At 63.9% G+C, this 24609-nt stretch carries 24 protein-coding genes and 1 pseudogene; 11 read left to right on the top strand and 14 right to left on the bottom strand.

Features of this window, described 5'->3' with window-relative positions; all coding sequences use genetic code 11:
• Window positions 1–17 precede the first annotated feature (17 nt).
• Window positions 18–959: a LysR family transcriptional regulator gene (locus tag NKI17_RS19125; RefSeq protein WP_352456967.1), complete on the bottom strand. Its 942-nt coding sequence runs from the start codon at window positions 957–959 to the stop codon at window positions 18–20.
• A gap of 127 nt (window positions 960–1086) precedes the next feature.
• Between NKI17_RS19125 and NKI17_RS19120 the strand changes: the two genes are divergently transcribed.
• Entirely contained in the window at window positions 1087–2106 is a 1020-nt protein-coding gene (locus tag NKI17_RS19120; RefSeq protein WP_352637197.1) for a zinc-dependent alcohol dehydrogenase family protein, read from the top strand.
• Between the two features lie 41 nt (window positions 2107–2147).
• Here the strand turns inward: NKI17_RS19120 and NKI17_RS19115 are convergent, their stop codons facing one another.
• From NKI17_RS19115 to NKI17_RS19100, 4 genes are all read right to left on the bottom strand, one after another.
• Complete coding sequence (locus NKI17_RS19115) at window positions 2148–2855, bottom strand: LssY C-terminal domain-containing protein (protein WP_352575827.1); 708 nt, start codon at window positions 2853–2855, stop codon at window positions 2148–2150.
• A 66-nt stretch (window positions 2856–2921) separates the two neighbouring features.
• A complete protein-coding gene (locus NKI17_RS19110) occupies window positions 2922–3776 on the bottom strand; it encodes an extensin-like domain-containing protein (RefSeq protein ID WP_352575829.1) in 855 nt (284 codons plus the stop codon).
• A 112-nt stretch (window positions 3777–3888) separates the two neighbouring features.
• Entirely contained in the window at window positions 3889–4761 is an 873-nt protein-coding gene (locus tag NKI17_RS19105; protein ID WP_502894547.1) for an extensin-like domain-containing protein, read from the bottom strand.
• 100 nt (window positions 4762–4861) lie between these two features.
• Window positions 4862–5287: a DUF3775 domain-containing protein gene (locus NKI17_RS19100; RefSeq protein WP_023678354.1), complete on the bottom strand. Its 426-nt coding sequence runs from the start codon at window positions 5285–5287 to the stop codon at window positions 4862–4864.
• A 235-nt stretch (window positions 5288–5522) separates the two neighbouring features.
• Here NKI17_RS19100 and NKI17_RS19095 point away from each other — a divergent pair, with 235 nt between their 5' ends.
• Window positions 5523–6086 (top strand): tetratricopeptide repeat protein, encoded by a 564-nt coding sequence (locus NKI17_RS19095; RefSeq protein WP_352637193.1) that lies wholly within the window; start codon window positions 5523–5525, stop codon window positions 6084–6086.
• A gap of 328 nt (window positions 6087–6414) precedes the next feature.
• Entirely contained in the window at window positions 6415–6888 is a 474-nt protein-coding gene (gene greA / locus NKI17_RS19090) for a transcription elongation factor GreA (protein ID WP_023719113.1), read from the top strand.
• Window positions 6889–7095: 207 nt separating this feature from the next.
• Here greA and waaC read toward each other — a convergent pair whose 3' ends face one another.
• From waaC to rfaD, 3 genes are read right to left on the bottom strand one after another with little or no spacing between them, the layout of a single operon-like run.
• Entirely contained in the window at window positions 7096–8079 is a 984-nt protein-coding gene (gene waaC / locus NKI17_RS19085; protein WP_352906553.1) for a lipopolysaccharide heptosyltransferase I, read from the bottom strand.
• Complete coding sequence (gene waaF / locus NKI17_RS19080; protein WP_352690681.1) at window positions 8076–9083, bottom strand: lipopolysaccharide heptosyltransferase II; 1008 nt, start codon at window positions 9081–9083, stop codon at window positions 8076–8078. The genes waaC and waaF overlap by 4 nt, the downstream gene beginning before the upstream one ends.
• Window positions 9056–10006 (bottom strand): ADP-glyceromanno-heptose 6-epimerase, encoded by a 951-nt coding sequence (rfaD, locus tag NKI17_RS19075; RefSeq protein ID WP_023678351.1) that lies wholly within the window; start codon window positions 10004–10006, stop codon window positions 9056–9058. The genes waaF and rfaD overlap by 28 nt, the downstream gene beginning before the upstream one ends.
• A gap of 177 nt (window positions 10007–10183) precedes the next feature.
• Here rfaD and NKI17_RS19070 point away from each other — a divergent pair, with 177 nt between their 5' ends.
• From NKI17_RS19070 to NKI17_RS19060, 3 genes are all read left to right on the top strand, one after another.
• Window positions 10184–10816 carry a LysE family translocator gene (locus tag NKI17_RS19070; protein ID WP_352567962.1) on the top strand — a complete coding sequence of 211 codons (633 nt, stop codon included), beginning with the start codon at window positions 10184–10186 and terminating at the stop codon, window positions 10814–10816.
• Between the two features lie 139 nt (window positions 10817–10955).
• Complete coding sequence (gene rfaE1 / locus NKI17_RS19065) at window positions 10956–12434, top strand: D-glycero-beta-D-manno-heptose-7-phosphate kinase (RefSeq protein WP_352906551.1); 1479 nt, start codon at window positions 10956–10958, stop codon at window positions 12432–12434.
• Between the two features lie 7 nt (window positions 12435–12441).
• The gene (locus NKI17_RS19060; protein WP_023678348.1) at window positions 12442–13017 is read left to right on the top strand and encodes a D-sedoheptulose-7-phosphate isomerase; all 576 of its coding nucleotides are present in this window, start codon (window positions 12442–12444) and stop codon (window positions 13015–13017) included.
• Between the two features lie 283 nt (window positions 13018–13300).
• Here NKI17_RS19060 and NKI17_RS19055 read toward each other — a convergent pair whose 3' ends face one another.
• The gene (locus tag NKI17_RS19055) at window positions 13301–13777 is read right to left on the bottom strand and encodes an Lrp/AsnC family transcriptional regulator (protein WP_352644992.1); all 477 of its coding nucleotides are present in this window, start codon (window positions 13775–13777) and stop codon (window positions 13301–13303) included.
• Window positions 13778–14032: 255 nt separating this feature from the next.
• On the opposite strand from NKI17_RS19055, the gene trxB reads away from it, so the two are divergent.
• Together trxB and NKI17_RS19045 are read left to right on the top strand one after the other, a co-directional pair.
• Window positions 14033–15007 (top strand): thioredoxin-disulfide reductase, encoded by a 975-nt coding sequence (trxB, locus tag NKI17_RS19050; RefSeq protein WP_352644991.1) that lies wholly within the window; start codon window positions 14033–14035, stop codon window positions 15005–15007.
• 98 nt (window positions 15008–15105) lie between these two features.
• Window positions 15106–16002 (top strand): LysR family transcriptional regulator, encoded by an 897-nt coding sequence (locus NKI17_RS19045; RefSeq protein WP_023678345.1) that lies wholly within the window; start codon window positions 15106–15108, stop codon window positions 16000–16002.
• A gap of 104 nt (window positions 16003–16106) precedes the next feature.
• On the opposite strand, the gene NKI17_RS19040 is transcribed toward NKI17_RS19045, so the two are convergent.
• The gene (locus NKI17_RS19040) at window positions 16107–16751 is read right to left on the bottom strand and encodes a TetR/AcrR family transcriptional regulator (protein ID WP_352458407.1); all 645 of its coding nucleotides are present in this window, start codon (window positions 16749–16751) and stop codon (window positions 16107–16109) included.
• 121 nt (window positions 16752–16872) lie between these two features.
• Here NKI17_RS19040 and NKI17_RS19035 point away from each other — a divergent pair, with 121 nt between their 5' ends.
• Complete coding sequence (locus NKI17_RS19035) at window positions 16873–17625, top strand: SDR family oxidoreductase (protein WP_352458408.1); 753 nt, start codon at window positions 16873–16875, stop codon at window positions 17623–17625.
• A 19-nt stretch (window positions 17626–17644) separates the two neighbouring features.
• On the opposite strand, the gene NKI17_RS19030 is transcribed toward NKI17_RS19035, so the two are convergent.
• The 3 genes and pseudogenes from NKI17_RS19030 to NKI17_RS19020 all read right to left on the bottom strand — a co-directional run bounded on the left by NKI17_RS19030 (window position 17645) and on the right by NKI17_RS19020 (window position 22043).
• Window positions 17645–18142, bottom strand: coding sequence for a methyltransferase family protein (locus NKI17_RS19030; protein WP_023678342.1), 498 nt, complete (start codon window positions 18140–18142; stop codon window positions 17645–17647).
• A gap of 822 nt (window positions 18143–18964) precedes the next feature.
• Window positions 18965–21013, bottom strand: a pseudogene (locus NKI17_RS19025) (elongation factor G); the annotation flags it as partial.
• A gap of 163 nt (window positions 21014–21176) precedes the next feature.
• Window positions 21177–22043 (bottom strand): alpha/beta fold hydrolase, encoded by an 867-nt coding sequence (locus NKI17_RS19020; protein ID WP_352567956.1) that lies wholly within the window; start codon window positions 22041–22043, stop codon window positions 21177–21179.
• Window positions 22044–22187: 144 nt separating this feature from the next.
• Here NKI17_RS19020 and NKI17_RS19015 point away from each other — a divergent pair, with 144 nt between their 5' ends.
• Window positions 22188–22787, top strand: coding sequence for a methyltransferase family protein (locus tag NKI17_RS19015; protein WP_084641386.1), 600 nt, complete (start codon window positions 22188–22190; stop codon window positions 22785–22787).
• Window positions 22788–22817: 30 nt separating this feature from the next.
• Window positions 22818–23213, top strand: coding sequence for a (R)-mandelonitrile lyase (locus NKI17_RS19010; RefSeq protein WP_023678338.1), 396 nt, complete (start codon window positions 22818–22820; stop codon window positions 23211–23213).
• Between the two features lie 6 nt (window positions 23214–23219).
• Here NKI17_RS19010 and NKI17_RS19005 read toward each other — a convergent pair whose 3' ends face one another.
• Window positions 23220–24422, bottom strand: a complete 1203-nt coding sequence (locus tag NKI17_RS19005; RefSeq protein ID WP_023678337.1) for a pyridoxal phosphate-dependent aminotransferase — start codon at window positions 24420–24422, stop codon at window positions 23220–23222.
• Window positions 24423–24609 lie beyond the last annotated feature (187 nt).

The raw sequence follows: 24609 nt of genomic DNA, 5'->3' as shown, positions 1-24609 counted from the left end.
GGTCGCGCTTTTTAAATTTAGCGAGCCGGGCAATCAGGCGGCACCCATGCCGCATCCCAGGGCGGCGCGGAAAAATGCTCGATCAGGGCGTCGACGACGACGCGCACCTTTGGCGCGAGATTGCGTGTTACCGGCCAGATGGCATGCACCACGGTGTTTTCGACAAGACAGTCCGACAGAACCATTTCGAGCTCGCCGCGCCTGATGCTGTCGGCCGTCAGCCATGTCGGCAGATAGACGATGCCGCAGCCGGCCAGTACCGCATCGAGCATCGGTTCGCCGTGGCCGAGCACCAGCCGCGCCTTGGGCGCGAATTTTTCGAGACGGCCGTCGACATGCCTGACTGTCCAGGGATGGACCGTGCCGTCGCGGCCGTAGCCGATGAGGCTGTGCCTGGCCAGGTCCTCGATCGATAGCGGCCTGCCATGGGCGTCGAGATAGGCGGGGGCGGCGCAGATGGCCGAACGTTGGGCATAGATGCGGCGCGCGGCGATCGACAAGCTGTCGTCGAGGTCGCCCATACGCACCGCCAGGTCGATGCCTTCCTCGATCAGGTCGACGCGCCGGTCGTTGAACGAGATTTCCATCGTCAGGTCCGGGAATTTTTTGGAAATGTCGAACAGCAGCGGGGCGACGCACCGCCGGCCGAAGGCCAAAGGCAGGTCGACGCGCAGCCGCCCGGAAGGCACCTGCTTGCGCGATGCCAACAGCGACCGGGCGGCTTCGATCTCGGCCAGTGCCCTGACGCAGGCTTCGTAATAGCTCAGGCCCTCGCTGGTCGGGCTGAGGCTGCGGGTGGTGCGGTTGAGCAGGCGGACGCCCAATCGCTGTTCCAGCTGCGCGATCGACTTGCCGACCGCCGATTTGGTGACATGCAGCCGTGCGCCAGCGCCGGTGAAGCTGCCGGCCTCCACCGCGTGAACGAATGCGACGATGCCTTGCAAATTGGCCGATTCCAATGAAGCGCTCCTATTGTAGAGTTTTGCTCCTTAATCTGTTGCAGAACATGCCACATGGAAGCACTTTTCTCCATAGTGAAACGGCGTAAATGTCTCGCGCAATCATCAACCACGGAGCGCGAACCAAATGAGCACCGAAAACAGATCCTGGCAGATGAACGGTTTCGGCCTGTCCAGGTTGAAGCCGGCTGATGGAAAGCTGCCCCAACCCGGGCCGCATGATCTTCTGGTACGCGTCACAGCGGTATCGCTGAATTACAAGGACAGGATGATCGTCGATGGCGTGCTGATACCGGACCTCAGCTTTCCGTTCGTGCCGACATCGGACGCGGTAGGCGAAGTAGTCGCCACCGGCAGCGAAGTCAGCCGCTTCGGCATCGGGCAGCGCGTGCTCGGCCAGGTGATCGCCGACTGGCCGGACGGCGACGCCCCGCCGGTGCTGCACAAGCATACGCTTGGTTCGTCACTGCCCGGCATGCTGTCCGAGCATGTGCTTTTTCATGAGGATGCCGCCGTGGCGGCGCCGCCGTCGCTCAGCGACGTCGAGGCATCGACGCTGCCGATCGCGGCGCTGACGGCGTGGTTCGCGCTGGTCGAGGCGGCAAAGCCAATCCCGGGCGAGACCGTTCTCATCCAGGGCACTGGCGGTGTGTCGCTGTTTGCGCTGCAGTTCGCCGCCGCCTTCGGCCTGCGCGCCATCGTCACCTCGAGCAGCGACGAGAAGCTCGAACGGGCGAAGGCGCTCGGCGCCTGGCAAGGGATAAACTATCGCAGCCGGCCGGCGTGGGACGAGGCCGCGCGCGACCTGACAAACGGCGCCGGCGTCAGCCATGTGCTGGAAATGGTCGGCGGCGACAATGCGCGGCGCTCGCTCAATGCGCTGGGCGCCGACGGCCGGCTGTCGGTTATCGGCTTGCTGGGCAGCATGGAGCTCAATTTTCCGATCTTGCCGTTCATGCGCAACCGGATCGTCGTCCAGGGCATATCGATCGGTCACCGTCGTGCTTTCGAACGGATGAACCAGGCGATCGAGACGCTTGCCATCAAGCCGGTAATCGACAAGGTGTTTGGCTTCGACGAGGTGCCGCAGGCATTTGAGCGTCTGGAGACGGGACCGTTCGGCAAGATCGTGATCACCGTGCCCTGAGCCGGTCGGAAATGGGTCAGACGGGAAGGCTGATCGCGCGCCTACGGCAGTTGCAGCAGGACGCCGATGATGGCCTTGCCGTCGGTGAAATAGGGATCGCCTTCGCCGTTGCGCCCGGTCTTCGTGGCGCCGACGCCTGGTATCTCGCTGGTCGAGATCAGCATGCCGGCGGCGGAGAGGTCGCGCATCAGCCCATCGCGCTCGGCGTCGATGTCGGGGCCGATGTGATGAGTGATCGCGCCGGTGTCATGGCTGAGGCCGACGCCGCGGTCAAAGCTTGCCGAGCCAAGCCAAAGCGGCCGGCCGTCGTCTCCGGTCGCATTGGTCTGCCAGAAGCGGACGTGATGGCGCCGGTCGGCACTGTCGCCGACCGGTTTTTCGAAGGCGAGGTCCTGGACGCGGCCTTCGAACAAAAGCCGGCTGACCGGCGCGTCGGGATAGGGGCGGTTAAACAGCACGCTTTCGCCGATCTCGATGGCAGTCTTCAGCGTGATGGCGTCTGCCGTATCCCAGCCGGCGACGGCAAAAGCATGGACAAGCTCCTTCTTGGTGCCGACAAGGCCGACATTGATCGGATCGCCCGGAATGCCTTGCGGCGTGTGCGTCACCATCTCGAATTGCTGATTGCGAAAATTGCGGTCCCGCAACGTCCAGAACTCAGGCGCGGCGAAATAGGCGAGCGAAAGATAAGCGGCACAGCATGCCACCAACCAGGTCGTTGCACGTCGTCGAAGGCTCCGTTGGCTCAAGAGGCACCACCCAAGCGTCTGCGCAACATCTTAACCGGCGCAGCAAGTCTTGGGCAGGGGCCGCAATCAGCGGCAGGCGCGATAGCCGTTCTTGCGGTTCTTGATGTCGAAATGGAAATGATTGCGGTGATCGTAATTGTAGCCGGGGCCGAGCACGGTGGTGAAATACTGGCAGCCGTCGGCGCGCACATTGTTGAGGAAGCCGCGGGTGCGGAAGGCGAACAGGCCGGGCTTGCGGACGTCGATGTCGTCGCCATTGTTGAGCTCGATGCTCATCACGTCGAGCGCATTGCCCTTGCCGTGTTCGGACAAAACACCTTCGCCGGCGATCCTGCGGCAGGAATAGCTCGAGCCCTGGTGGATGGTCTTGACGCCCGAGAAATAGCGCCAACGGGCCGACGGGACGAGTTCGTTCCTGGTCCAGCCGGCAAAGGTGGCGGCCATGTCGCAGGTCAGCGTCGCGGCCGGCTTCATCTCGACGCTGCCGATGGCCGAGACCTTGACAGGATAGTCGATGCCGCACTGGCCTTCATGGATCGGCGCCACGTCGGTGTAGACGACACCGAGGCGTTTCAGCTCCTTTCGGCAATCGATCTCGGTGGCCGGCATCTGTTCGGCCGGCGACATCGGATTGTCCATGCGCGGATAGGCGGCGGTCATATAGGGGTTGGACGGGACGAGGCGCTGCATGCCGGAATATTCCGGGCCGGAACTTTGTGGGTCGGAATTGGGCGCGCCGGAATTGGGCGGGACGGCAGCGGTCTGGCTGCCGACATCGACGGCCGGCTGCAGCGACAGCACGCTGCCGGTATTGCAGGCGGAGACCCCCGCAACGGCAAGCATGGCGGCAAGCCTGCCGGCCATACGCGCGCGCCTTGTTTGCCGCGCGGCGGCAAGCGCAGCGCGAAATGTTCCGGCCATCGGCAGGTATCCTGTCCCCAGATGGCACAGAGTTTAATCGCCAAGGGTAAAGGAAAAATCAGCGGCGCCGTTCACGCCTGCGGCCAAATTGCGGCGCCCCCATAGGCTAAGGTCACTGGCAAAACGTACCACCGTTGCGGCGCGGTTCGAGGTCGAAGTGGAGATGCTGCGAATGATCGGCGTCGCTGCCGGGGCCAAGCACGGTCTTGAACGGTCCGCAGGCTGCCTTGCGCACTGCGTTCAGGAATTTCGCGTCCTTTTCCGGCGGCGCCGGGCCGACATCGATCTCCTTCCCGTCCGAAAGCTTGAAGCTGGCGATGTCGAGCGCGTTGCCGAAGGCGTGCTCCGACAATTTGCCGCCGCCATTGCGCGACCGGCAGACAAAGGCGGAGGCCTGGCCGATCGATTTAATATCCGCGCCGAACTCGGCCTTTGCGGCAGGCTGGATGACGGACGCAGCAAAGCGGGCGGCCGCTTCCGCCATCTGGCAATTCAGCTCGGGCTCCGGGCCGATGGCGATGGATTTGCCGAGCGTCTTCAGCGCGATCGGGTAGGGGATCGAGCAACCGACTGACGTATCATGCTCTGGCTTGCGCTCCTCGAAATCGACGCCCATCGACTTCAGCCGCCTGCGGCAGGCCAATTCCTCGGCCGGCATTTCTCTCCCGGCAATGGCGGCCGATCGAGGATCAGGAAGGATTTTTTGCTCCGCCTTCTCGTCTGCCTCGGCCGGGTTTGGTGGCGCGCCTGGTGGGCCTGCCGGCGGCTCAGCCCGTGCCGGCTTTTCGGGCGGCTGCGGTGCAATCGCCGGCGGCTCCGGAGCATCCTCCGGGCGCGGTTCGGGGACCGGGATCTCGGTTGGTGGCGGCGGAGTGACTTGCTGGTTGAGCTGCGGAACTGGTGCAGTTTGCGGTAGGTCGGGTGCCTTGGCTAAAACGGGTCCCGCCAGCGGCGTAGCCGCAACGGCCAGCAGCAATCTGCCCAATCTGAAAAAGCCAAACGCCGCCATTACGTCGCAACGGCCAGAATGCAGGGAAGTTGCCTTGAGCGAGGGGGGCGGCCGATCACAATCGGTAACCGCGCCGTCACGCGCCGATCGCTTCCAAGCCTTCCTCGAGCCAGTCCGCCAGCAGCGGCATGCCGAGCAGATATTTTGCCGTGCGCTTGTTGGCGCGCTCGCGGGCGGCGGACAGCGCGTCCGTCCATTCCGTCGCGTCATAGTCGCCGCGGCCGACCCAGGCCAACGCAATCAGTTCGGCCGCTTCGTCGACATTGAGATCGTCGATCAGCTCGCGCAGTTCTTCTTCGGTGAGATCTTCGGAGCTTTCCTCGGCAAGGCCGTCATGATGGTGGTTGTCGTGCGCGTTGCCGTCGAGCTCTACCTCGTGCTCGGCGCCGTCGGCATAGTCTTCGTTGACGGCGGCGCTGAGCGCCTTCGCCTTCAGGATGAACAGGCGCACGGTGTCGGGACCGATCGAAAGCTCCCAGTCTCGTTCAACGCGTTGCTGCACCGGCCGTCTCCCTGCTTCGTGCTCGGTCGGCCCGATGATAGCGGATTTGCAGCGCTCGTCACATTATCTTGCGCGGCGGCGTTGATCGTGAAGCATGATTTCCGATGCCCTCTCTTCCCGGATAAGATGGCCTTGCTGGGAGAGATCGCGGTTTTGAGATAGGATGACATTTTCCGGGACGAAACGGCGTTGGGCCGGCGTTAGTGTTGCATTGTCAGGTTCAAAGGAGAATTCGATGCGCAGACGATTGCTGATTTACGCCATGGCCATCGCCGCCCTGCCGCTGATTGCGGCTCCGGCGTTTTCGGCTGGTGAAGGCGGGGGAGGTGGTGGTGGCGGCGGCGGCGGCAATGGCGGCGGCGGCGGCCAGTCCCAGTGCAAGAAGGGGGAGGCGTGGGACAAGAAACAGAAGAAATGCGTCTCGCCGAAGCAAGGCATGCTGGACGACGACAGCATCTACGATGCCGGTCGCGCGCTGGCGATGGATGGACGCTACGACGAGGCGATCGCCGTGCTCAGCCTCGCCGCCAACAAGCAGGATCCGCGCATCCTCAACTATCTCGGCTATTCGCACCGCCATTCCGGACGCGTCACCGTCGGCCTCGGCTATTACGAGGAAGCGCTGCGCATCGACCCGAATTACACGCTGGTGCGCGAATATCTCGGCGAGGCGCACCTGCAGATCGGCGATCTTGCCGGCGCCCAGGAACAGCTCCGCGAGATCGAGAAGCGCACGGGCAAGGGGTCTCGCGAATACGGCATGCTGTCGGAGCAGATCGATCATTTCATGAGGAGCTGATCCTCCGGAACGCTCCTCATAACCGGCTGTGAGCGATCGCAGCCGGTTTTTTGCTGTGCTGCACATGTTGGCCACAACCGAGATTTGGCATCACGGTACACGATACGATCTTGGAAACCCCCGCTTGACGTGGGGTCAGCCGCGCAATCGGTGGATGATTTTTCAAAAACCGACTTTTTGGACGTGAAAAACCCGCGAAGATTGCTATATCTTGCGAAATTGTGGTGACACGGTTCCGTTAGCCCGAGGCTGCCGGACCGTTTTCTTTTTGTACCATCGACAAGGTCGCTCCCGATTGCGGGGGCGGCGGCAGGAAAGGTCAGGCATTATGAACAAGGTCCCGATGACAGGCGAGGGGTTCGCGTCATTGAAGGAAGAACTGCGCTGGCGCCAGCAACAGGAGCGGCCGCGTATCATCGAGGCGATTTCCGAAGCGCGCTCGCATGGCGACCTCTCCGAAAATGCCGAATATCACGCGGCAAAAGAGGCACAGAGCCTCAATGAGGGCCGGGTCAACGAACTCGAGGACCTGATCGCGCGGGCCGAGGTGATCGACGTCACCAAGCTCAGCGGCGACAAGGTCAAGTTCGGCGCCACCGTGGTGCTGGTCGACGAGGATACCGAGGAGAAAAAGACCTACCAGATCGTCGGCGACCAGGAAGCCGACGTGAAGTCCGGCCGCATCTCGATCTCCTCGCCGATCGCGCGCGCCCTGATCGGCAAGGAAGTCGGCGATGCCATCGAGGTCAACGCACCGGGCGGCGCCAGGGGCTACGAGATCGTCCAGGTGCAATTTATCTAGGGGATTGGCGCTGCTCTGCCTTCTCCCCTTGTGGGAGAAGGTGGCCTCGCGAAGCGAGGTCGGATGAGGGGTGTTCCAGCTTGGCTCCCTCCGCACTCCGTCCAACACCCCTCATCCGTCTTGGCGCTGCGCGCCAATCCACCTTCTCCCACAGGGGGAGAAGGGAAGGGGCAGCGCTGACCTTTCCGATTGAATTGATTGAGCAAATCAGCGGCTACCGGCCTGACCAAGCGTCTGGCGCTCCACAAGCCTTTCGGCTTCCGCCATCACCTCCGGCGGCGTGACGCTGTGGCCGGGCCTGGCCAGCAGCGTCGATGAGAATGGCCCGCGCGGGCCGGTCAGGCCAGGCTCGGTAGCGAGGAATATCGCCACCGTCGGCAGGCCGAAAGCGCTGGCGAGATGGGTCAGGCCGGTGTCGGCGCCGATGACCAGCGCCGAGCCGCCGATAACGGCGGCGATCTCGGCTAGCGGCGACCTGGGAACCACCACGGTTTGTGAAATGGCGCGGGCGATCGCCTCGGCAACCGCCTGTTCCCGGTCGTTCGACCAGGTGGTGACTGGCGTCATTCCCATGTTCACCAGCAGGCGAGCGGTTTCGATCCAGTCCGCGACCGGCCATTTCTTGTCCTCGCGGCTGGTGCCGTGCAGCAGGAAGGCGGTCTTTTCGCCGACAAAAGTCGATCTTGCGGCCGGCGGCGCTATGCCGGAGTCAAGCCGGGAAAAATCCGGCTCGTAGCCGAGCGCCAGGCCGAACAGGCGTCTCGTGCGCTCGATGGCGTGCAGGCCGCGCGGCACGGGATACCGGTGGTCGTAGAACAAGGTCGCCGACGGCTCCCGAGCGCTCGACCGATCGAAGCCGGCGATCGGTGCTGCCGCCAGCCGCGCCACCAGCGCCGATTTCAGCAAGCCTTGCGCATCGAGGACGAGGTCGTAGCGGGACGCGCGCAAGGCGCGGCGCAAGCCGACCACTTCCCGCCATGTGCCGGGCTCGAGCAGCTTCCTGCGCCAGCGCCGGATCGCCACGCTGTGGATGGTTTGGATGGCTGGATGCAGCGCCACGATCCCGGCAAATGCCTCTTCGACACACCAGTCGAAGGAGATATCCGGCCGAGCGCGGCGCGCGTCCTCGATCGCCGGGAAGGTGTGGATGACGTCGCCCATGGACGATGTCTTGACGATCAGCACCTTCATGCGGCGGCCGGCATTTCCAGCAGCCGCTCCGCCGCCGCCACGACGCGTTCGACCTCCAGCGTCTTCAGGCAGTTGAGATGACCGAGCGGGCAGATTTTTTTGTGGCAGGGCGAACAGGACAGGCCGAGCCAGACCAGTTCGCGGCGCTCGGCGAGCGGCGGCGTGTTCTGCGGCGAGGTCGAGCCGTAGACGGCGACTACCGGCGTGCCGACGGCGGCGGCGACATGCATCAGCCCGCTGTCGTTGGAGACGGCGAGCCTCGCCGCCGCGATCAGGTCGATGGCATCCTCGAGCCGCGTCTGGCCGGCAAGATCGACGGCGCCCGGAGCCATCGCGGCGATTTCAGCCGTCACCCCAGCGTCGTTCTTCGACCCGAACAGCGCGACGCCAAACCCTTTCGCCATCATCTCACGGGCAAGGCCGGCATAGTGTTCGCTCGGCCAGCGCTTGGCCGGGCCGAATTCTGCGCCGGGCATGACTGCCACGAATTTCCCCGCTGTCAGCCCGAAACGGCTGAGCAGTGCCGCCTGGCTGGCTTGATCGACGGCGAGCTTCGGCGCCTGGAAGGCGCCACCACGGGCAAGGCTGAAATAGGCCTGCGCGGTGCGCCGTTTCAGGCGATCGGGCAAGGGCACGATGTCGGTCAGTAGCCCGTAGCGCATTTCCTTGAGATGGCCGACACGGCGCGGAATGCCGGCAAAGAACGGGATCAGCGCCGACTTCCAGCTTCCCGGCAGGACAAAGGCCATGTCGTAGCGGCCGCGCAGCAGGCGGCCGAAGCGCCTTCGGACGCGGAATTCGAACGCGCCGGATTGCAGCGGCAGGTCGATCTGCTGGCGGATTTCGGGCATGCGCTTGACCAGCGGTGCTGCCCAGGCCGGCGCCAGCACGTCGATGGCGGCGTTCGGATGAAGCTCCCTCAGCGCCTGGAACAGGCACTGCGCCATCACCATGTCGCCCACCCAGCGTGGGCCGATCACGAGGATCGTTGGGCTTTCAGCCATTCGACATAGTCTCTGACGCCGGTTTCCACTGTGCGGAACTGGCCATTGTAACCGGCTGCGCGCAAGCGGGACATATCAGCTTGCGTAAAGCTCTGGTAGCTGCCCTTGAGGTGGTCGGGAAACTCGATGAACTCGATCTGGCCTTGGCCGAGCGTATCGATCACCGTTTCGGCAATGGCGCGGAACGGCTGAGCCTTGCCTGTGCCGCAGTTGAAGATGCCGCTCGAGCCGCGTTTCCACAGCCACAGATTGACGTCGGCGACATCGCCGACATGGATGAAGTCGCGGCTCTGCTCGCCGGGCCCGAAACCACCATAGGCGCCGAACAGCTTCGGGTTCTGGCCTTGCTCGACCTGGTTGAACAGATGGAAGGCGACCGAGGCCATGGCGCCCTTATGCGCCTCGCGCGGTCCGTAGACGTTGAAATAACGCAGGCCCGCCACCGGCGAGTGGTCGGTATCGAAGACAGTGCGGCGGACATAGTCGTCGAACAGCTTTTTCGAATAGGCATAGACGTTGAGCGGGCGTTCGTATTGCGGCTCCTCGCGGAATTCGGCGCCGCCGCCATAGACGGAAGCGGAGGAGGCATAGAGAAACGGCACGCGCAGGGCCAGGCAGGCGTGCAGCAGGCGCTTCGAATAGGTGTAGTTGACCTCCATCATGAACTTGCCGTTCCATTCGGTGGTGGTCGAGCAGGCACCCTGGTGGAAAACCGCCTCGATGCGGCCGAGGTCGCCGGCCTCCATCCGCGCCAGAAAATCGTCCTTGTCGAGATAATCGGCGATCTCGAGATCGGCGAGGTTGGCGATCTTGTGGCCGTCGGTGAGGTCGTCGACGACGAGGATGTCGCTGAAACCGTCGGCGTTGAGCGCGGCGACGATGTTGGAACCGATCATGCCGGCGCCGCCCGTGACGATGATCATGAAAGCCTCTGGTACCTTGTGCCGGTTGTAGCCCTTGTGGGATTCTGGCCTTATAGGGGAGGCGGGCCGGGCTGTCGACAAAGCAGGTGGCGGGGCGGCCGGATGAGCGCCACAGTGCCGCCGCAAAGCTCTCGCTTCAGTCGGTGACCACCGGCGAAGCGTGACAGGAGCAAGGTAATGCCGTCAACCGAACTGCTTGTCGCCTTTTTCGCCACCACGGCGATCTTCGCCTATATCCCCGGTCCCGCCATGCTCTATGCCGCCGCGCAAACCATGGCGCGCGGCCGCTGGTCCGGGCTGATGGCGGCGCTCGGCATCCATCTCGGCGGTTACGTTCATGTCTTCGCCGCCGCCGTCGGCCTGTCGGTGCTTTTCCATGCCGTGCCGGTGCTTTACATGGCGGTCAAGCTGGTCGGTGCGCTGTATCTGATCTGGCTCGGTGTTTCTTTGTTTCGCGCCAAGGCGCAAGGCGACGTTGTCTTGCCGGGAATTCAGCCGAAATCCGCCCGCCGCGCGTTTTTCGAGAGCGTTGCCGTCGAGGTGCTCAACCCGAAAACGGCGATTTTCTTCATGGCGTTCCTGCCGCAATTCATCGATGCCTCGGCAGCGTTTCCGGTCTGGCTGCAGTTCGTCGTGCTTGGAACGATCGTCAATTTGATGTTCTCGTCGGCCGACATTGTTTGCGTGGTGCTGGCCGGCGCGGTGATCGCCAGGCTGCGGCAGTCGAGCCGGGCGCAGCGCCTGATGCGGCGCGCCGGCGGTACGATGCTTGTTGGGCTGGGCGTGCATGTCGCGCTGCAGAAAAGCTGACGCACTGTCTCGCCGCGGCGATCGGTCGAAGGCCTGCCGTTGCGTCGGCTGAAATTGCGGTATATCGGCATCGCCATGAACGGCCGGCCCTGCCAATCGAATTTCCCGTCACCGAAAATCGGCCCTCCCACGCGTTGACATGATCAAGCTGCCCTCTCCCGAACCTCTTCACCGCGCCATCTCGCGCTTCGGCGGCGCCACCGTGCTGGTGGTCGGCGATTTCATCCTCGACCGTTTCGTCAACGGCGTGATCGAGCGCATTTCGCCGGAAGCGCCGATCCCCGTGCTGCACGGGCGCGGCGAAACGCTGGCGATGGGCGGCGCCGGCAATGTCGTCGCCAACATCGTTTCGCTCGGCGCTGCCGTGATACCGGTCTCGGTGATCGGCGCTGACGAGGCCGGCAAGAACCTCATGCGCATGCTCGGCGAATTTCGCGTCGACACCGGCGGGCTGGCGCAGGATGCCGATCGCATGACGTCGTCCAAAAGCCGATTCAGCGCGCTCAACCAGCAGGTGCTGCGTTTCGACGAAGAGGAAATCAAGCCGCTGGGCGATGCCGAGCGCGCGACATTGGTCGAGCATTTTCGCGAAGCGCTGGCACGCGCCGACATCGTCATCCTGTCCGACTATGGCAAGGGCGTGCTGCTCGACGGCGTCGCCGGCGAGCTGATCTCGATCTGTCGGGAAGCGGGCAAGCCGGTGCTGGTCGACCCTAAGGGCCGCGACTATGCGCGTTATGCCGGCGCGACGGCAATCACGCCCAACCGCAAGGAACTCGGCGAGGCGGTCGGCCGCGCAGTGTTTGCCGACGACGAAATCGAGGCGGCGGCACGCCAGCTGATTTCGGCGCACGGTTTCGATTTCGTCGTCGCGACGCGCAGCGAAAAGGGCATGAGCGTCATCGGTGCGGACGACGCCCGCCATATCGCCACGCAGGCGCGCGAAGTGTTCGACGTTTCGGGCGCCGGCGACACGGTGATCGCGACCTTCGCGCTGGCTCTTGCAGCAGGGGCGGATCGTGTCATGGCCGGATCGATCGCCAACGCCGCCGGCGGTGTTGTCGTCGGCAAGCGCGGCACGGCGCGGCTGACGATCGAGGAACTCACCGGTGCGCTGTTTCGCTCGCATGGTCCGGTCGCCCACTTGGATGCGATCCTCGATGCCGCCGCCGCCGCGCGGCTGGTGGCGGGCTGGAAAGACGAGGGCTTGAGCGTCGGCTTCACCAATGGCTGTTTCGATATCCTGCATGCCGGCCATGTCAGCCTGTTGCATGCGGCGCGCAGCCAGTGCGACCGGCTGGTGCTCGGCCTCAACAGCGATGCCTCGGTGCGCCGGCTGAAAGGGCCGGGGCGCCCGGTCAACGACCAGCATGACCGGGCCTGCGTGCTGGCAGCACTTGCCTCGGTCGACGCCGTCGTCATCTTCGAGGAGGATACGCCGCTTTCGCTGATCGAGGCGCTGAGCCCCGACATACTGGTCAAGGGCGCCGACTATACGGTCGATCAGGTGGTTGGCGCCGATGTCGTGCAGAAGGCCGGCGGGCGCGTCGTGCTGGTCGACCTCGTCGCCGGCAAGAGCACGACCGGCACTATCGGCAGATTGCGCGCCGGGAACTGAGGGTTTCATGTCCGAACTGAACGATTACCTGGCCCGCTCGGCGGCCGCGATTTCGGCGATGGTCGAGCGCGACCTGACCAGCGAGATGGAGCGGGCGGTCAGCGCCGTCGTCGCCGCGCTTTCGCAGGGCAAGGCGCTGCTGATAGCCGGCAATGGCGGCTCGGCCAGCGACGCCATCCACATCGCCGGCGAGCTGGTCGGCCGCTTCCTCAGGGAGCGCAAGGCCTACAACGTCATCGCGCTGCCGGCCAACGCGGCGGTGCTGACCGCCTGGGGCAATGATTACGGCTTCGACACGGTGTTTGCGCGCCAGGTCGAGGCGCATGGTTCGGCGGGCGCCGTGCTGCTCGCCATCTCGACCAGCGGCAATTCGCCAAGCATCCTCGCCGCCGCCCAACAGGCGCGCATGATGGGCATGACGGTGATCAGCCTGACCGGCGACACCGGCGGCAAGCTGAAGCCGCTATCCGACATCCTGCTCAACGTACCCTCGACCTCGACGCCGATCATCCAGCAGGGGCATTTGTGCCTCTACCACCATTTGTGCGAAATGGTCGAAACGCGCCTCTGCGACGCAGGGTGATTGCGCCAGGCCGGGTAGAGGCCATCAAATGTCAACGGGGAGAAGGGACTAGCCGCAACGCTGGCGACCCCTCTCCCCGTCCTTCACGGGAGAGGGTAAGGGTGAGGGGCAGCGCTAGCCTGTAGTGATTATTATTTGACGCATAGCCACATTTTGTTCTTGCTTTGTGCCGGCAGCTATGCTACTAATTTGGGTATGGTGATGATTTCCACCGACGATCCCGCCCGCCGAGGCGGGTTTTTTGTTTCCGGGTTTTTGTTTCGCAGCCGCTTTACCTGCTCTCTTAAGCCGAAAACGCCACCAGCCCTTCGTCTTTGACCCGGCGGATGGTCAGCGCGGTTCGCACCGTGTCGACATTGGAGGCCGAGGCCAGTTCCTCGATGACGAAGGTCTGGAAGGTGCCGAGATCGCTCGCCACGCAATGCAGCAGGAAGTCGGACTCGCCGGACACCATCCAGGCATCGCGCACGATCGGCCAGCCGCGGGTGCGCTCGGCGAAGGTCTTGAGTTCGGCGTCGGCCTGGTGATGCAGGCCGATCAGGCAGAAGGCGACGACGTCGAGGCCGAGCGCCGGAGCGTTGAGCAAAGCGCGGTAGCCGCGGATGATGCCGGCCTCTTCCAGCCGCCTGACGCGGCGCAGGCACGGCGGCGCCGAAATGCCGACGCGGCTCGACAGTTCGACATTGGTCATGCGTCCGTCCTGCTGAAGCTCGCGCAGGATCTTCCAGTCGATGGCATCGAGATCGGCCTTGATCGGCATGGTGGCTTCCGTGGTGACGCGAAAGAATCTTTCGCGACTTTGTAATTAAACGACTTTGCTGTCTATTCCATCCGCTGGATCGAGGATTTTCGCATCATCTTGCTGCGGGTTGCTTGTCGCCGTCGCCGGCGCCGAAGCTTTCCGGGGACGAACGGCAACTTGCCTTGCTGGCGTCGCAGGCAACACTTACATTACGCGCAACAATCGACGAGAGTTCATGCCACAATCCATGGCTGCTCCCCGCAGAGGTTTTTCATGATCACCAAGCACGCGCCTGTTCTCATCATCGGCTCCGGCCCCGCCGGCTATACGGCGGCGATCTATGCCGCCCGCGCCATGCTCAAGCCGATGCTGGTCGCCGGCCTGCAGCAGGGCGGGCAACTGATGATCACCACCGATGTCGAAAACTATCCGGGCTTCGCCGAACCGATCCAGGGTCCATGGCTAATGAGCGAAATGCTCAGGCAGGCCGAGCATGTCGGCACCGATATCGTCAACGACATCATCACCGAAGTCGACCTCAACGTGCGGCCGTTCCGCGCCAAGGGCGATACCGGCACGATCTATACCGCCGACGCGCTGATCATCGCCACCGGCGCGCAGGCGAAATGGCTGGGCATCCCGAGCGAACACACCTTCATGGGATTTGGCGTTTCGGCCTGCGCCACCTGCGACGGCTTCTTCTATCGCGGCAAGGATGTCGCGGTGATCGGCGGCGGCAATTCGGCGGTGGAGGAAGCGCTCTATCTCTCCAACCTGGCCAAGAGCGTCACCGTCATCCACAGGCGCAGCGATTTCCGCGCCGAGCGCATCCTGCGCGAGCGGCTGCTGCGGAAAGATAATATCCGCGTCATCTGGGACACGGTGATCGACGAGATCACCGGCAGGCCCGGCAAGGCGCCGCTGCCGCCTTCGGTCGAAGGGCTGAAGCTGCGCAACGTGGTGACCGGGCAGGAGATGCATCTGGTGGTCGACGGCGTGTTCGTGGCGATCGGCCACGCGCCGGCGGTCGAGCTGTTTGCCGGCAAGCTGAAGCAGAAGCCGAACGGCTATCTGTGGACGGCGCCGGATTCGACCCGCACCGACATGCCGGGCGTGTTCGCCGCCGGCGACGTGACCGACGACATCTACCGCCAGGCGGTGACGGCGGCCGGGCTCGGCTGCATGGCCGCGCTCGAGGCGGAAAAATATCTGGCGGGGATCGAGGTTCACCGCGAAGCGGCGGAGTGATTGTTCGATAAGCGGCTGAGAAAAGCCGCGCAAAAGCCTGATTTTTCATTCAGACGCCGAAAACAGGCGGACGCCAGAAAACAGGACGAGGGGAAATCATGGCGTTGGATTGGGACAAGCTACGCGTGTTTCACGCCGCGGCGGAAGCGGGGTCGTTCACCCATGCCGCCGAGACACTGCATTTGTCGCAATCGGCGATCTCGCGGCAGGTCAGCGCGCTCGAGCATGACGTCGGCGTGCCGCTGTTCAATCGCCACGCCCGCGGCCTGGTGCTGACCGAGCAGGGCGAGATGCTGTTCCGCACGGCGCACGACGTGCTGATGAAGCTCGAAACCATCAAGTCGCGACTGACCGAAACCAAGGACCGGCCCTCCGGCGTGCTCAGGGTGACGACCACGGTCGGCCTCGGCGCCGGCTGGCTGACCGAGCGCGTGCAGGAATTCATCGAGCTCTATCCCGAGGTCAGCCTGCAGCTCATCCTGGCCAATGAGGAGCTCGATCTCACGATGCGCCAGGCCGACTGCGCCATCCGGCTGCGCCAGCCGCAGCAGCCCGACCTCATCCAGCGCCGCCTGTTCACCGTGCATTTTCATCTCTACGCGGCGCCATCCTATGTAAACAAATACGGCAAGCCGAATTCGATCGCCGAGCTGAAAACCCATCGCATCGTCACCTTCGGCGTGCCGGTGCCGGCGCATCTGTCGGAACTGAACTGGCTGGAAACGGTCGGCGATTTCGAAGGCGGGCAAAGGGTGCCGACGCTGCAGATCAACGACATATTGTCGATCAAGCGGGCGGTGCAGGGCGGCGCCGGCATCGCCATGCTGCCCGATTACGTGGTCAGCAAGGATTCCGGGCTGGTGCAGTTGCTGCCCGAGACCGAAGTGCCGTCCTTCGATACCTATTTCGCCTATCCCGACGCGATGAAGAACCAGGCGAAGCTGCATGTCTTCCGCGATTTCATCATCGCCAAGGCGCGCAGCTGGTCGTTCTGATTTAATGCATGTCGCGCAAAAGTGTGCAGCGGTTTTGCGATAACGACATGCATCAAACAAGAACCTAAAGCGCGTCGCATGAGATCGGTCGAACGCAACGCGCTTTAGGAACGCGTATCCGCCAGCGTGCTGGCGCCGTAGCGCAAACCGTCGACCAGCAGGGCAACCATGCGCCGCGCCTGGGCAGGGCCGCCGCCATGTGCCGGCATGGCAAGGCTGGCGGCCGCCCCCAACAGGTCGCCCGGCTCGATATCGGCGCGCACCTCGCCGGCCGCGGCCGCCGCCTCCAGCAATGTTTGAAGCGCGGGCCGGAGTCGTTGGTTGAAATAGGCAGGCAAAGTGTCGAAGGCCGGATTGCCTGAGTACAGGGCTGCCGCGAGGCCGCGTTTTGCCGTGATGAAATCCACATAGCGCTGCATCCACAGGGCCAGCGCTTCACCGGGCTCATGCTTTCCGGCCAGGATCGGCGCGGCGTCCGCACAGGCGTCAACCTCGTTGCGGAAGACGGCCACGATCAGGTCCGAGCGCTGTGGAAAATGGCGGTAGACGGTGCCGACGCCGACGCCAGCCTTTTCCGCGATCTCTCGCACCGGAGCCTCCACGCCGGAGGTCGCGAACACCGCCATGGCCGCCCGGAGCAACGCGTCGATGTTGCGCCGTGCGTCGGCGCGCACGTGCCGATCCGCGCGGTCGCGGGGTTCCAGACCATCGCCTTGATCCGTTTTGCCGTTCGGCGTTTTTTCGCCCATCAAATTACCTCTTGCAAACGGAACATTGTTCCGGATATATGTGGAACGTGGTTCCGCTTGACTTGTATCTAGCACGGCAAGGCGGTGTTGGCCACACATCGGTGCACAAAAGGAGATTACCATGCAGGACAAACCCGTCGCCCTGGTCACCGGGGCCAACAAGGGCATCGGTCTTCAGATCGCCAAGGACCTCGCGGCGAACGGCCTTACCGTGCTCTTAGGATCGCGCAGGCTCGAGCATGCGGAGGCAGCCGCAAAGAGCATTGGAGGGGATGCCCACGCCCTGCAGCTCGACGTCACCGACCAGGCCTCGATCGCCGCCGCGGCAGAGCGCATCCGCATCGAAATCGGCCGCCTCGATGTGCTGGTGAACAATGCGGGCATCTCCCACGCGGGAAAGCCCGGCACGTCGTTCGAGGAGATCATCAACTCGGGCCGCCCGAGCGTTGCCTCCCTCGACGACGTACGCGCGGTGTTCGAGACGAACGTGTTTGGCATCGTCGCCGTCACGCAAGCGATGCTGCGGCTCCTTCGTGAGGCGCCGGCGGCGCGTATCGTCAACGTATCGAGCGGCGCCGGCTCGCTGACATTGAACGCGGATCCGGCCTTTCCGTACCGCACTTCGTTTGGCGCCGTTTACAACCCGTCGAAGACGGCCGTCAACGCGATGACGCTCGCCTTCGCCATCGAGCTCGAGGAGACCGGCATCAAGGTCAACGCTGCGTGCCCGGGCTACACCGCGACGGAGCTGAACAACTTCGAAGGTCCGCGCACCGTCGAACAGGCCGCGCGGGAGCCCGTGCGCCTCGCACTTCTCGACGCTAGCGGTCCGACGGGCACGTTCTCGAACGAGGACGGCCCGCTGCCGTGGTGACGTAGCGTTGGAGCCTGCTTCAGCCGCGCCAAGGTGTCAGGCGGGGCAGCCAGCCTGGTACGGCACGGCGGTAGGCCTCGTATTCGTCGCCGTAGCGGCGGGCAAGCGTCGGTTCCTCATATAGTCTCACGAAGGAGATCATGGCGGCCGCGGCGATGACTAGATAGGCGGCGACCGTCCAGCTCGAAAACAGCAGTGCCTGGCCGAGGACGATCGACAGCACGGCGACGTACATCGGATTGCGGACATGGCGGTAGATGCCGCCGACGACCAGCCTTTCGGTCGGCGCGACCGGGGCGGGGGTACCCAGGCCCTCCAGGGCAAACCGGGCAAAGGCGTGCAGCAGTATGGCTGTGCCGGCGACAACCAGCAGCCAGCCCACAGGAACGAAACCGGGCAGTCTCGACCAGGGCAGGCGATAGCGATCGGTCAGCAGCCAAGGCAACAGTCCGGCGACCACGCCGGGCGCTACAGCAAGGAAGATGACGCTGCCGGCGATCGCCGAAGTGGCTCGCATATAGCTCTCCTTACGGGCGCGGCCTTGAACGGTCTCCTGCAACGCGCTTCAGGTCTTGTCCGGCATGTAACCCAAACCGCTGCACCCTCAGGTCAAGCTCGATGGCGGGCTTTTGGGCGGCATGCACCAGCAAGGTCTGGCTGCCGAAAAAACAAACGCGTGCTGCACGATTCCACGTCATCCTGCGTTTTTCGACTTTCCGAGCAGGAATCGCTGCTGATTCGCGGCCGCGGATCGATTTTTGCCTTGCCGCAGGCTGTATTTCAGCGATTCAACTGGTCCTATTGCGCTTCGGGACGGATTAGACCACAGCCGGCGCCTTTTTGCATGTGAGTGTTGCAAAATAGATGCTTGTTTCTTGGGCATGAAGAGCACATAAATAGCTCATCTCCTGAGCGCGTTCTCCTCCCATTAGCGCTCTCGAGTGTTCCCCTCTGGAGGTTAGCCTTAACAGGCACTTCCAATCAAACTCAGCCGGGTCTTCATTGATCCGGCTTTTTTGTTGCCCGAAACCAACACATCGCCAGAAAATCGGCCGGAACGGTCGCGTAACAGTGACATGTAACCTCGGGTAACATGCCGCGGGCGCGCCAAATCGATTAAGCAGAGCACAGGACGCGGTGTGGCTCGTCCGGGGGATGGGGGCATCACTCGGACGACCCGGGCTCAGGCAGCTACCGCGTCCGAACCTTCCTCCGCCGCCAGGCACCGGCGGCAAGCATGCGGCGGACCTGCCGTTTCGCCTCCCACGAAGACGGTCCGCAAGAAACGGCCGCCGGCTGATACCGGGGCCGTGTGCGGTTGGGGCGCAAAAGCCGCAGAGGCGGCCTGGCCGATGTCGGTCAGCGCTTCGTCGGCCAACCGGCCGGTGAGTTCGGCCATGTGGTCGAAGACGGCCCGGTAGCTGGCGACACCCGCCGTGGCCGAGCGCAGCTCGATGATGAGGTCGCCGATCTCGGCTTGCGGCATGGTCGCCTCGACGACGTCCCATCCGGGCCAGTCGGGCCGCGCGTCGTAGCCGAGGATCTGGCCGCGCCGCTGCGGGATCAGCGCAATGATCTTCGACGTCGCGTCGGACGGCGTGACGATCTCGACCTTCATCACCGGCTCGAGCAGCACCGGCGAGCACGCGGCCATGCCTTCCTTCATCGCCAGCTTCGCTGCCATCTGGAAGGCCATGTCGGAGGAATCGACCGCATGGTAGGAGCCGTCGGAAAGGTTGACGGCAACATCGACGACCGGGAAGCCGAGCGGCCCGGACTTCAGGTAGTCACGCACGCCGGTCTCGACCGACTGGATGTAGGTCTTTGGCACGACGCCGCCGGTGATCGTATCGGTGAACTGGAAGCCTGACCCGCGCGGCAGCGGTTTGATCTCAATCACGACGTCGCCGAACTGGCCGTGGCCGCCTGATTGTTTCTTGTGGCGGCCGCGCTGCTGCGTCGCTTTGCGGATCGTCTCGCGGTAGGGCACGGCCGGCACATGGCCTTCGACCGGGATCTGGTTCTTGCCTTCCAGCCGCTCGCGCACGACGCGCAGATGCATCTCGCCATGGCCGGACAGCACGGTTTCGGCCGAATCCTGGTTGTGATGCAGGTTGAGTGAGGGATCTTCCTCGGCCAGGCGCTGGATGGCCGCCGACATCTTGACCTCGTCCTTGCGCTCTTTCGGCCGCAGCGCGAAGGCGAAGACCGGTTGCGGCGGCGCCAGCGTGACCAGCGGCTGGATGCCGCCCTTGGTCGAGCTCAGCGTCTGGCCGGTCCTGACGGCGTCCAGCTTGCCGAGCGCCACCGTGTCGCCGGCCTTGGCCGAAGTCAGCTTGACCTGGTCCTTGCCGAGCATCTTGTAGATGCCGGAGACCTTTGCCGTTTCGCCATTGGAAAGGAACAGCTCGGCGGCGTCGGCGACCTGGCCGGACAGGATGCGCGACACCGACAGCTTGCCGCCATGCGCGGTGTGGATGGTCTTCATCACCTGGACCACGGTGGCATTGCCGTCGGGAGCGCCGAGGCGCTGGCGCGTCGCCTCGATGTCGGGTGCGTCGTGACGGATCGCCTTCAACAGGCGCAGCACGCCATTGCCCTTCTCGGCGGTGCCGATCAGCACCGGCGTCACCATGCCGTCGCGCAGGTCGGCGGCAAGATCGTCGAAGATCGCATCCTTCGGCGGTTCGATCTCGTCCAGCAATTGCTCCATCAGGCGGTCGTCATGGTCGGCGAGCGTCTCCAGCATGGAAAAGCGCGCCTCGAGCTCGCGCGCCTTGTCGTCGCTCGGGATCTGGGCGACCTCGCTCTCGGCATATTCGCGGTAGATGTAGGCACGCTCCAGAGCGAGGTCGATCGAGCCGATGACGACGCCGTCCTTGCGCAGCGGGATCTGGCGCAGCAGCAATGGCACCGAGCTTGCCGGCTGCAGCATCTTCAGCGTGTCGCGCACACCTGCTATCGCCTTGTCGACCTTGTTCAGGAACAGCATGCGCGGCACGCCGAGATCGTCGAGCTTGCGCATGATCAGCTGCAGGGCAGGGATCTTCTTCTCGTCGGCCTCGGCAACGACCACGGCGACGTCGCAGGCGGCCAGCACCGGCTCGGCTTCGAAGGAGAATTCGATGGAGCCGGGACAATCGACGAAGGTGAACGGCTCGCCCATGAAATCGGTGGTGGCGAAGGTCGCCTCGACGCTCATGCCGTGAGCGCGCGCCTCGGGCGAATGATCGGAAACGGTATTTCCGGACGAAACGGGATTCTGGCGGGGAATGGCGCCTGTACGGGCGAGTATGGCTTCGAGAAGTGTCGTCTTACCGCTTGCGAAGGGACCGACTATGGCAATGCATTTCGGTCCCGTGCGTCGTCCTCCGGCGCGAGTACCCATGGCTGACCTCCACTCAGGCGTTTCCCTGTGAGCGGCGGCCGGCCTGTCGGCCGTCGCGGGCGAGGCTTTTTTCAATTTGCCACCTACCCAAAGGGCATCGTCCCACGGGCAGGCCGGGAGGGCAAGAGATTTGAAGTTGAAGGGATTTGAAGTTGGGGCCGGTTCAGCCGGTGCCGGTCAGGCGCGACGCCAGCGGGGGTGCGTCCACGCGCTGCACCGCCACCGTCTCGGCAAAGCGCGCGAGCAGCGGATTGAACAGGTCCGCCCGCTCCCAGAAAGGCGCATGCCCGGCGCCGGAGACGATGTGGCAATGCTCCCACAGCGAGCCGTAGGCGAGCGTCTCAAAATAGCCGAGCCGGACGAACGGATCGTTCTCGCCATTGACGATAGCGACCGGAAACGCGGCTTGCTCGACCACCTGTCTCTGGTCGGCGCCCTTGCCGGTGAGCATGCCGCGCGTCACCGCGGCGCGCAGCCGGCCGTCGGTGCGCAGGATGGCTTGGCGAAAGGACGGATCGGCGGTGTCGCCGAAACACAGCGTCTCGAAGCGCTCGGCATCGCGTTCGGAATACGTCTTTTTGGACGCCAGCAGCATGTCCCAATGCGCGTGGAAGCCGCGCAGCATGCCGAAAGGACCCTTCGATACCGGCGGCGCGCCGGTCAGCATCAGCCCGCCGACGGCGCGGTGAAAACTTGCGAGTTCGATTGCCACGTGCCCGCCAAGCGACCAGCCGAAGACGACGGCGCGGCCGATCCCCAAAACATCGAGGAGCTGAGCCGCCGATTGGGCAAGGCCGGCGATGGTGTAGTCCGTCGCCGGATCGCGGGCGTCCGACGATTCGCCATGGCCGGGCAGGTCGAAAGCAATCAACCGATGGGCAGCGGCCAACGGGCTGTCGAACTGACGGGCGAATACGGCGCGCGAACTGCCCGAGCCGTGGATCAGGACAAGCGGGATGCCGGGTCCCGACGACTGGCTGAGGCGCAAATCCGCTTGCGGCGTGCGGATCGTGCGGTGGGAAACGGCCATATCTGGTTTGGACCTTGGGATTGTCTCCAGGTCAACATCGCATGCCGAGGTCACCATGTTGTTTAGAACGGTGGTTAAGAAATGATTTCTCGGCTTGCGCCGGGTATGATGAACGAATCCACCACAGCTAACCCCGGGACCCTGATGATGGAATCCACGCTCGACCTTCTCCTCTCGATCAGCAGCATCGCGACGCTCGGGCAATATGCCTGGTCGATGCGCGCGCATTTCCAGTCGCAGACCATGTCTCAAGGCGCGATGATCATTTCGGCCGTCGTGGTCGGCACGGCGCTGTTCTTTCTTGCGCTGCTGTGGATCGAGCGGCAGCCGGTGGCGGCGAAGATCGGCGGGCTCGCCATCGAACTGGCAAGCTCGGCGCTGTTCTGGTGGGCGATCTCGGTCTCCCGCAAGGCGCGGCTGCGGTTCGCATTCGATCCTGACAATCCCGACAGCCTGGTGACCGAAGGCCCTTATCTCCATGTCCGGCATCCGTTCTACACGTCCTACATCATCTTCTGGATCGGATGGGGTATCGCGACCTGGTCGGTCTGGGCGGTGGTTCCGGTCGCCGGCATCGTTACGATCTACGTGATCGCAGCCTTGGACGAAGAGCGAAAATTTTCGCGGACAAGGTTGGCCGATGCCTACGACGCTTACCGCACGCGGACCGGTCTGTTCTGGCCGCGTTTTGCCCGCAGCCGGCAGGAGATGCAGCCGGCATCGGACGAAAGTGGTAGGGTCTAAGACACTGGATTGAATCGAGGACTTGCGACGATGAAGATTATTGCCTGCGGCAGCGTGCCGACGATTGTTGCGCCGGAAAAATACTTCACTGGCCGGGTTTTGCAGACGCCGATCATCGAGAAAGAGGCGCCGGCGCGGCTCAGAGCCACGCTGGTCAGCTTCGAGCCCGGCGCTCGCACCCACTGGCACACGCATCCGCTCGGCCAGACGCTCTATGTCACATCCGGTGCCGGTCTCGTGCAAAGCTGGGGCGGGCCGCTGCAGGAGATCAGGGCCGGCGACGTCATCTCCTTTGCGGCCGGCGAAAAGCACTGGCACGGCGCCGCGCCCAAATCGGCGATGACCCACATCGCCATGCAGGAGGCGCTCGAGGGTGTGCATGTCGATTGGCTGGAGAAGGTGAACGACGAGCAGTATGGCGGCTGAAACGTCTCAGACCAGCGCGGCGGTAAAGCGCTGGATGCGCGTGCAGGCCTCTTCGAGCAGAGCCTCCGACGTGGCGTAGGAGATGCGGAAGTTCGGGCCGAGGCCAAAGGCCGAGCCGAAAACAACCGCCACGCCCTCGGCCTCGAGCAGTTCCGAGCAGAAGGTTTCGTCGCTGTCGATCACCTTGCCGCTCTTGGTCTTCCTGCCGATCAGCTGGGCACAGGAGGGATAGACGTAGAACGCACCCTCCGGCGACGGACAGGTGATGCCGCGCGCCTGGTTGAGCATCGAGACGACGAGATCGCGCCGGCCCTGGAAGATCGCCTTGTTCTTCGGGATGAAATCCTGCGGGCCGTTCAGCGCTTCGACCGCCGCCCATTGGGCGATGGTGCAGGCGCCGGAGGTCTGCTGGCCCTGGATCATGTCCATCGCCTTGATCAGCGGCACCGGGCCTGCCGCGTAGCCGATGCGCCAGCCGGTCATGGCATAGGCCTTCGACACGCCGTTCATCGTCAACGTGCGCTCATAGAGCTTAGGCTCGACCTCGGCGATGGTCTTGAAGACGAAGTCGCCATAAGTCAGGTGCTCGTACATGTCGTCGGTCAGCACCCAGACATGCGGGTGCTTCAACAGCACGTCGGCCAGGCTCTTGAGTTCCGCTTCGGTGTAGGCTGCGCCCGAGGGGTTCGACGGCGAGTTCATCAACAGCCATTTGGTGCGCGGCGTGATCGCCTTTTCCAGCACGGCCGCCGTCAGCTTGAAGCCGTTGTCGATGGAGGTGTCGGCAAAGGCCGAGGTGCCGCCGCAGATCGCCACCATTTCGGGATAACTGACCCAATAGGGGCGCGGGATGATCACCTCGTCGCCGGGGTTCAGCGTCGCCATGAAGGCGTTGAACAGGATCTGCTTGCCGCCGGTGCCGACGATGGTCTGCTCCGGCCGGTAGTCGAGATTGTTCTCGCGCTTGAATTTTTTTGCGATCGCATCGCGCAGCGGCACAATGCCGGATACCGGCGGATATTTCGTCTCACCGCGGCGGATCGCCTCGATCGCGGCGTGCTTGATGTTGTCGGGGGTGTCGAAGTCCGGCTCGCCGGCGCCCAGCCCGATCACGTCGCGGCCAGCGTTTTTCAGCTCGCGAGCCTTCTGCGTCACCGCGATGGTCGCGGAAGGCTTTACGCGGGAAAGGACGTCGGCAAGAAAGGCCATGAGAAATATCTCCAGAAAGGACCGGCGCGGCGAAGGCGCCGCGGCGCCTCTCATGTCGCATCGTCTTGCCAAGCGCAAGCCCAGCGCAGGCATTGTCGAATGAGCCAGCGCGCAATGCTGGCAACAATAAATTCATCAACGATCGGTAAAAGCTTGAACGGCAGGACCGTGGCCGGTCCGCCAGTCT

The sequence above is a fragment of the Mesorhizobium sp. M0816 genome, from assembly GCF_040320005.1.
In the GTDB taxonomy this organism is placed as follows: domain Bacteria; phylum Pseudomonadota; class Alphaproteobacteria; order Rhizobiales; family Rhizobiaceae; genus Mesorhizobium.
Note: the sequence above shows the minus strand (reverse complement) of the source record. Positions and strands in the feature narration are given on the sequence as shown.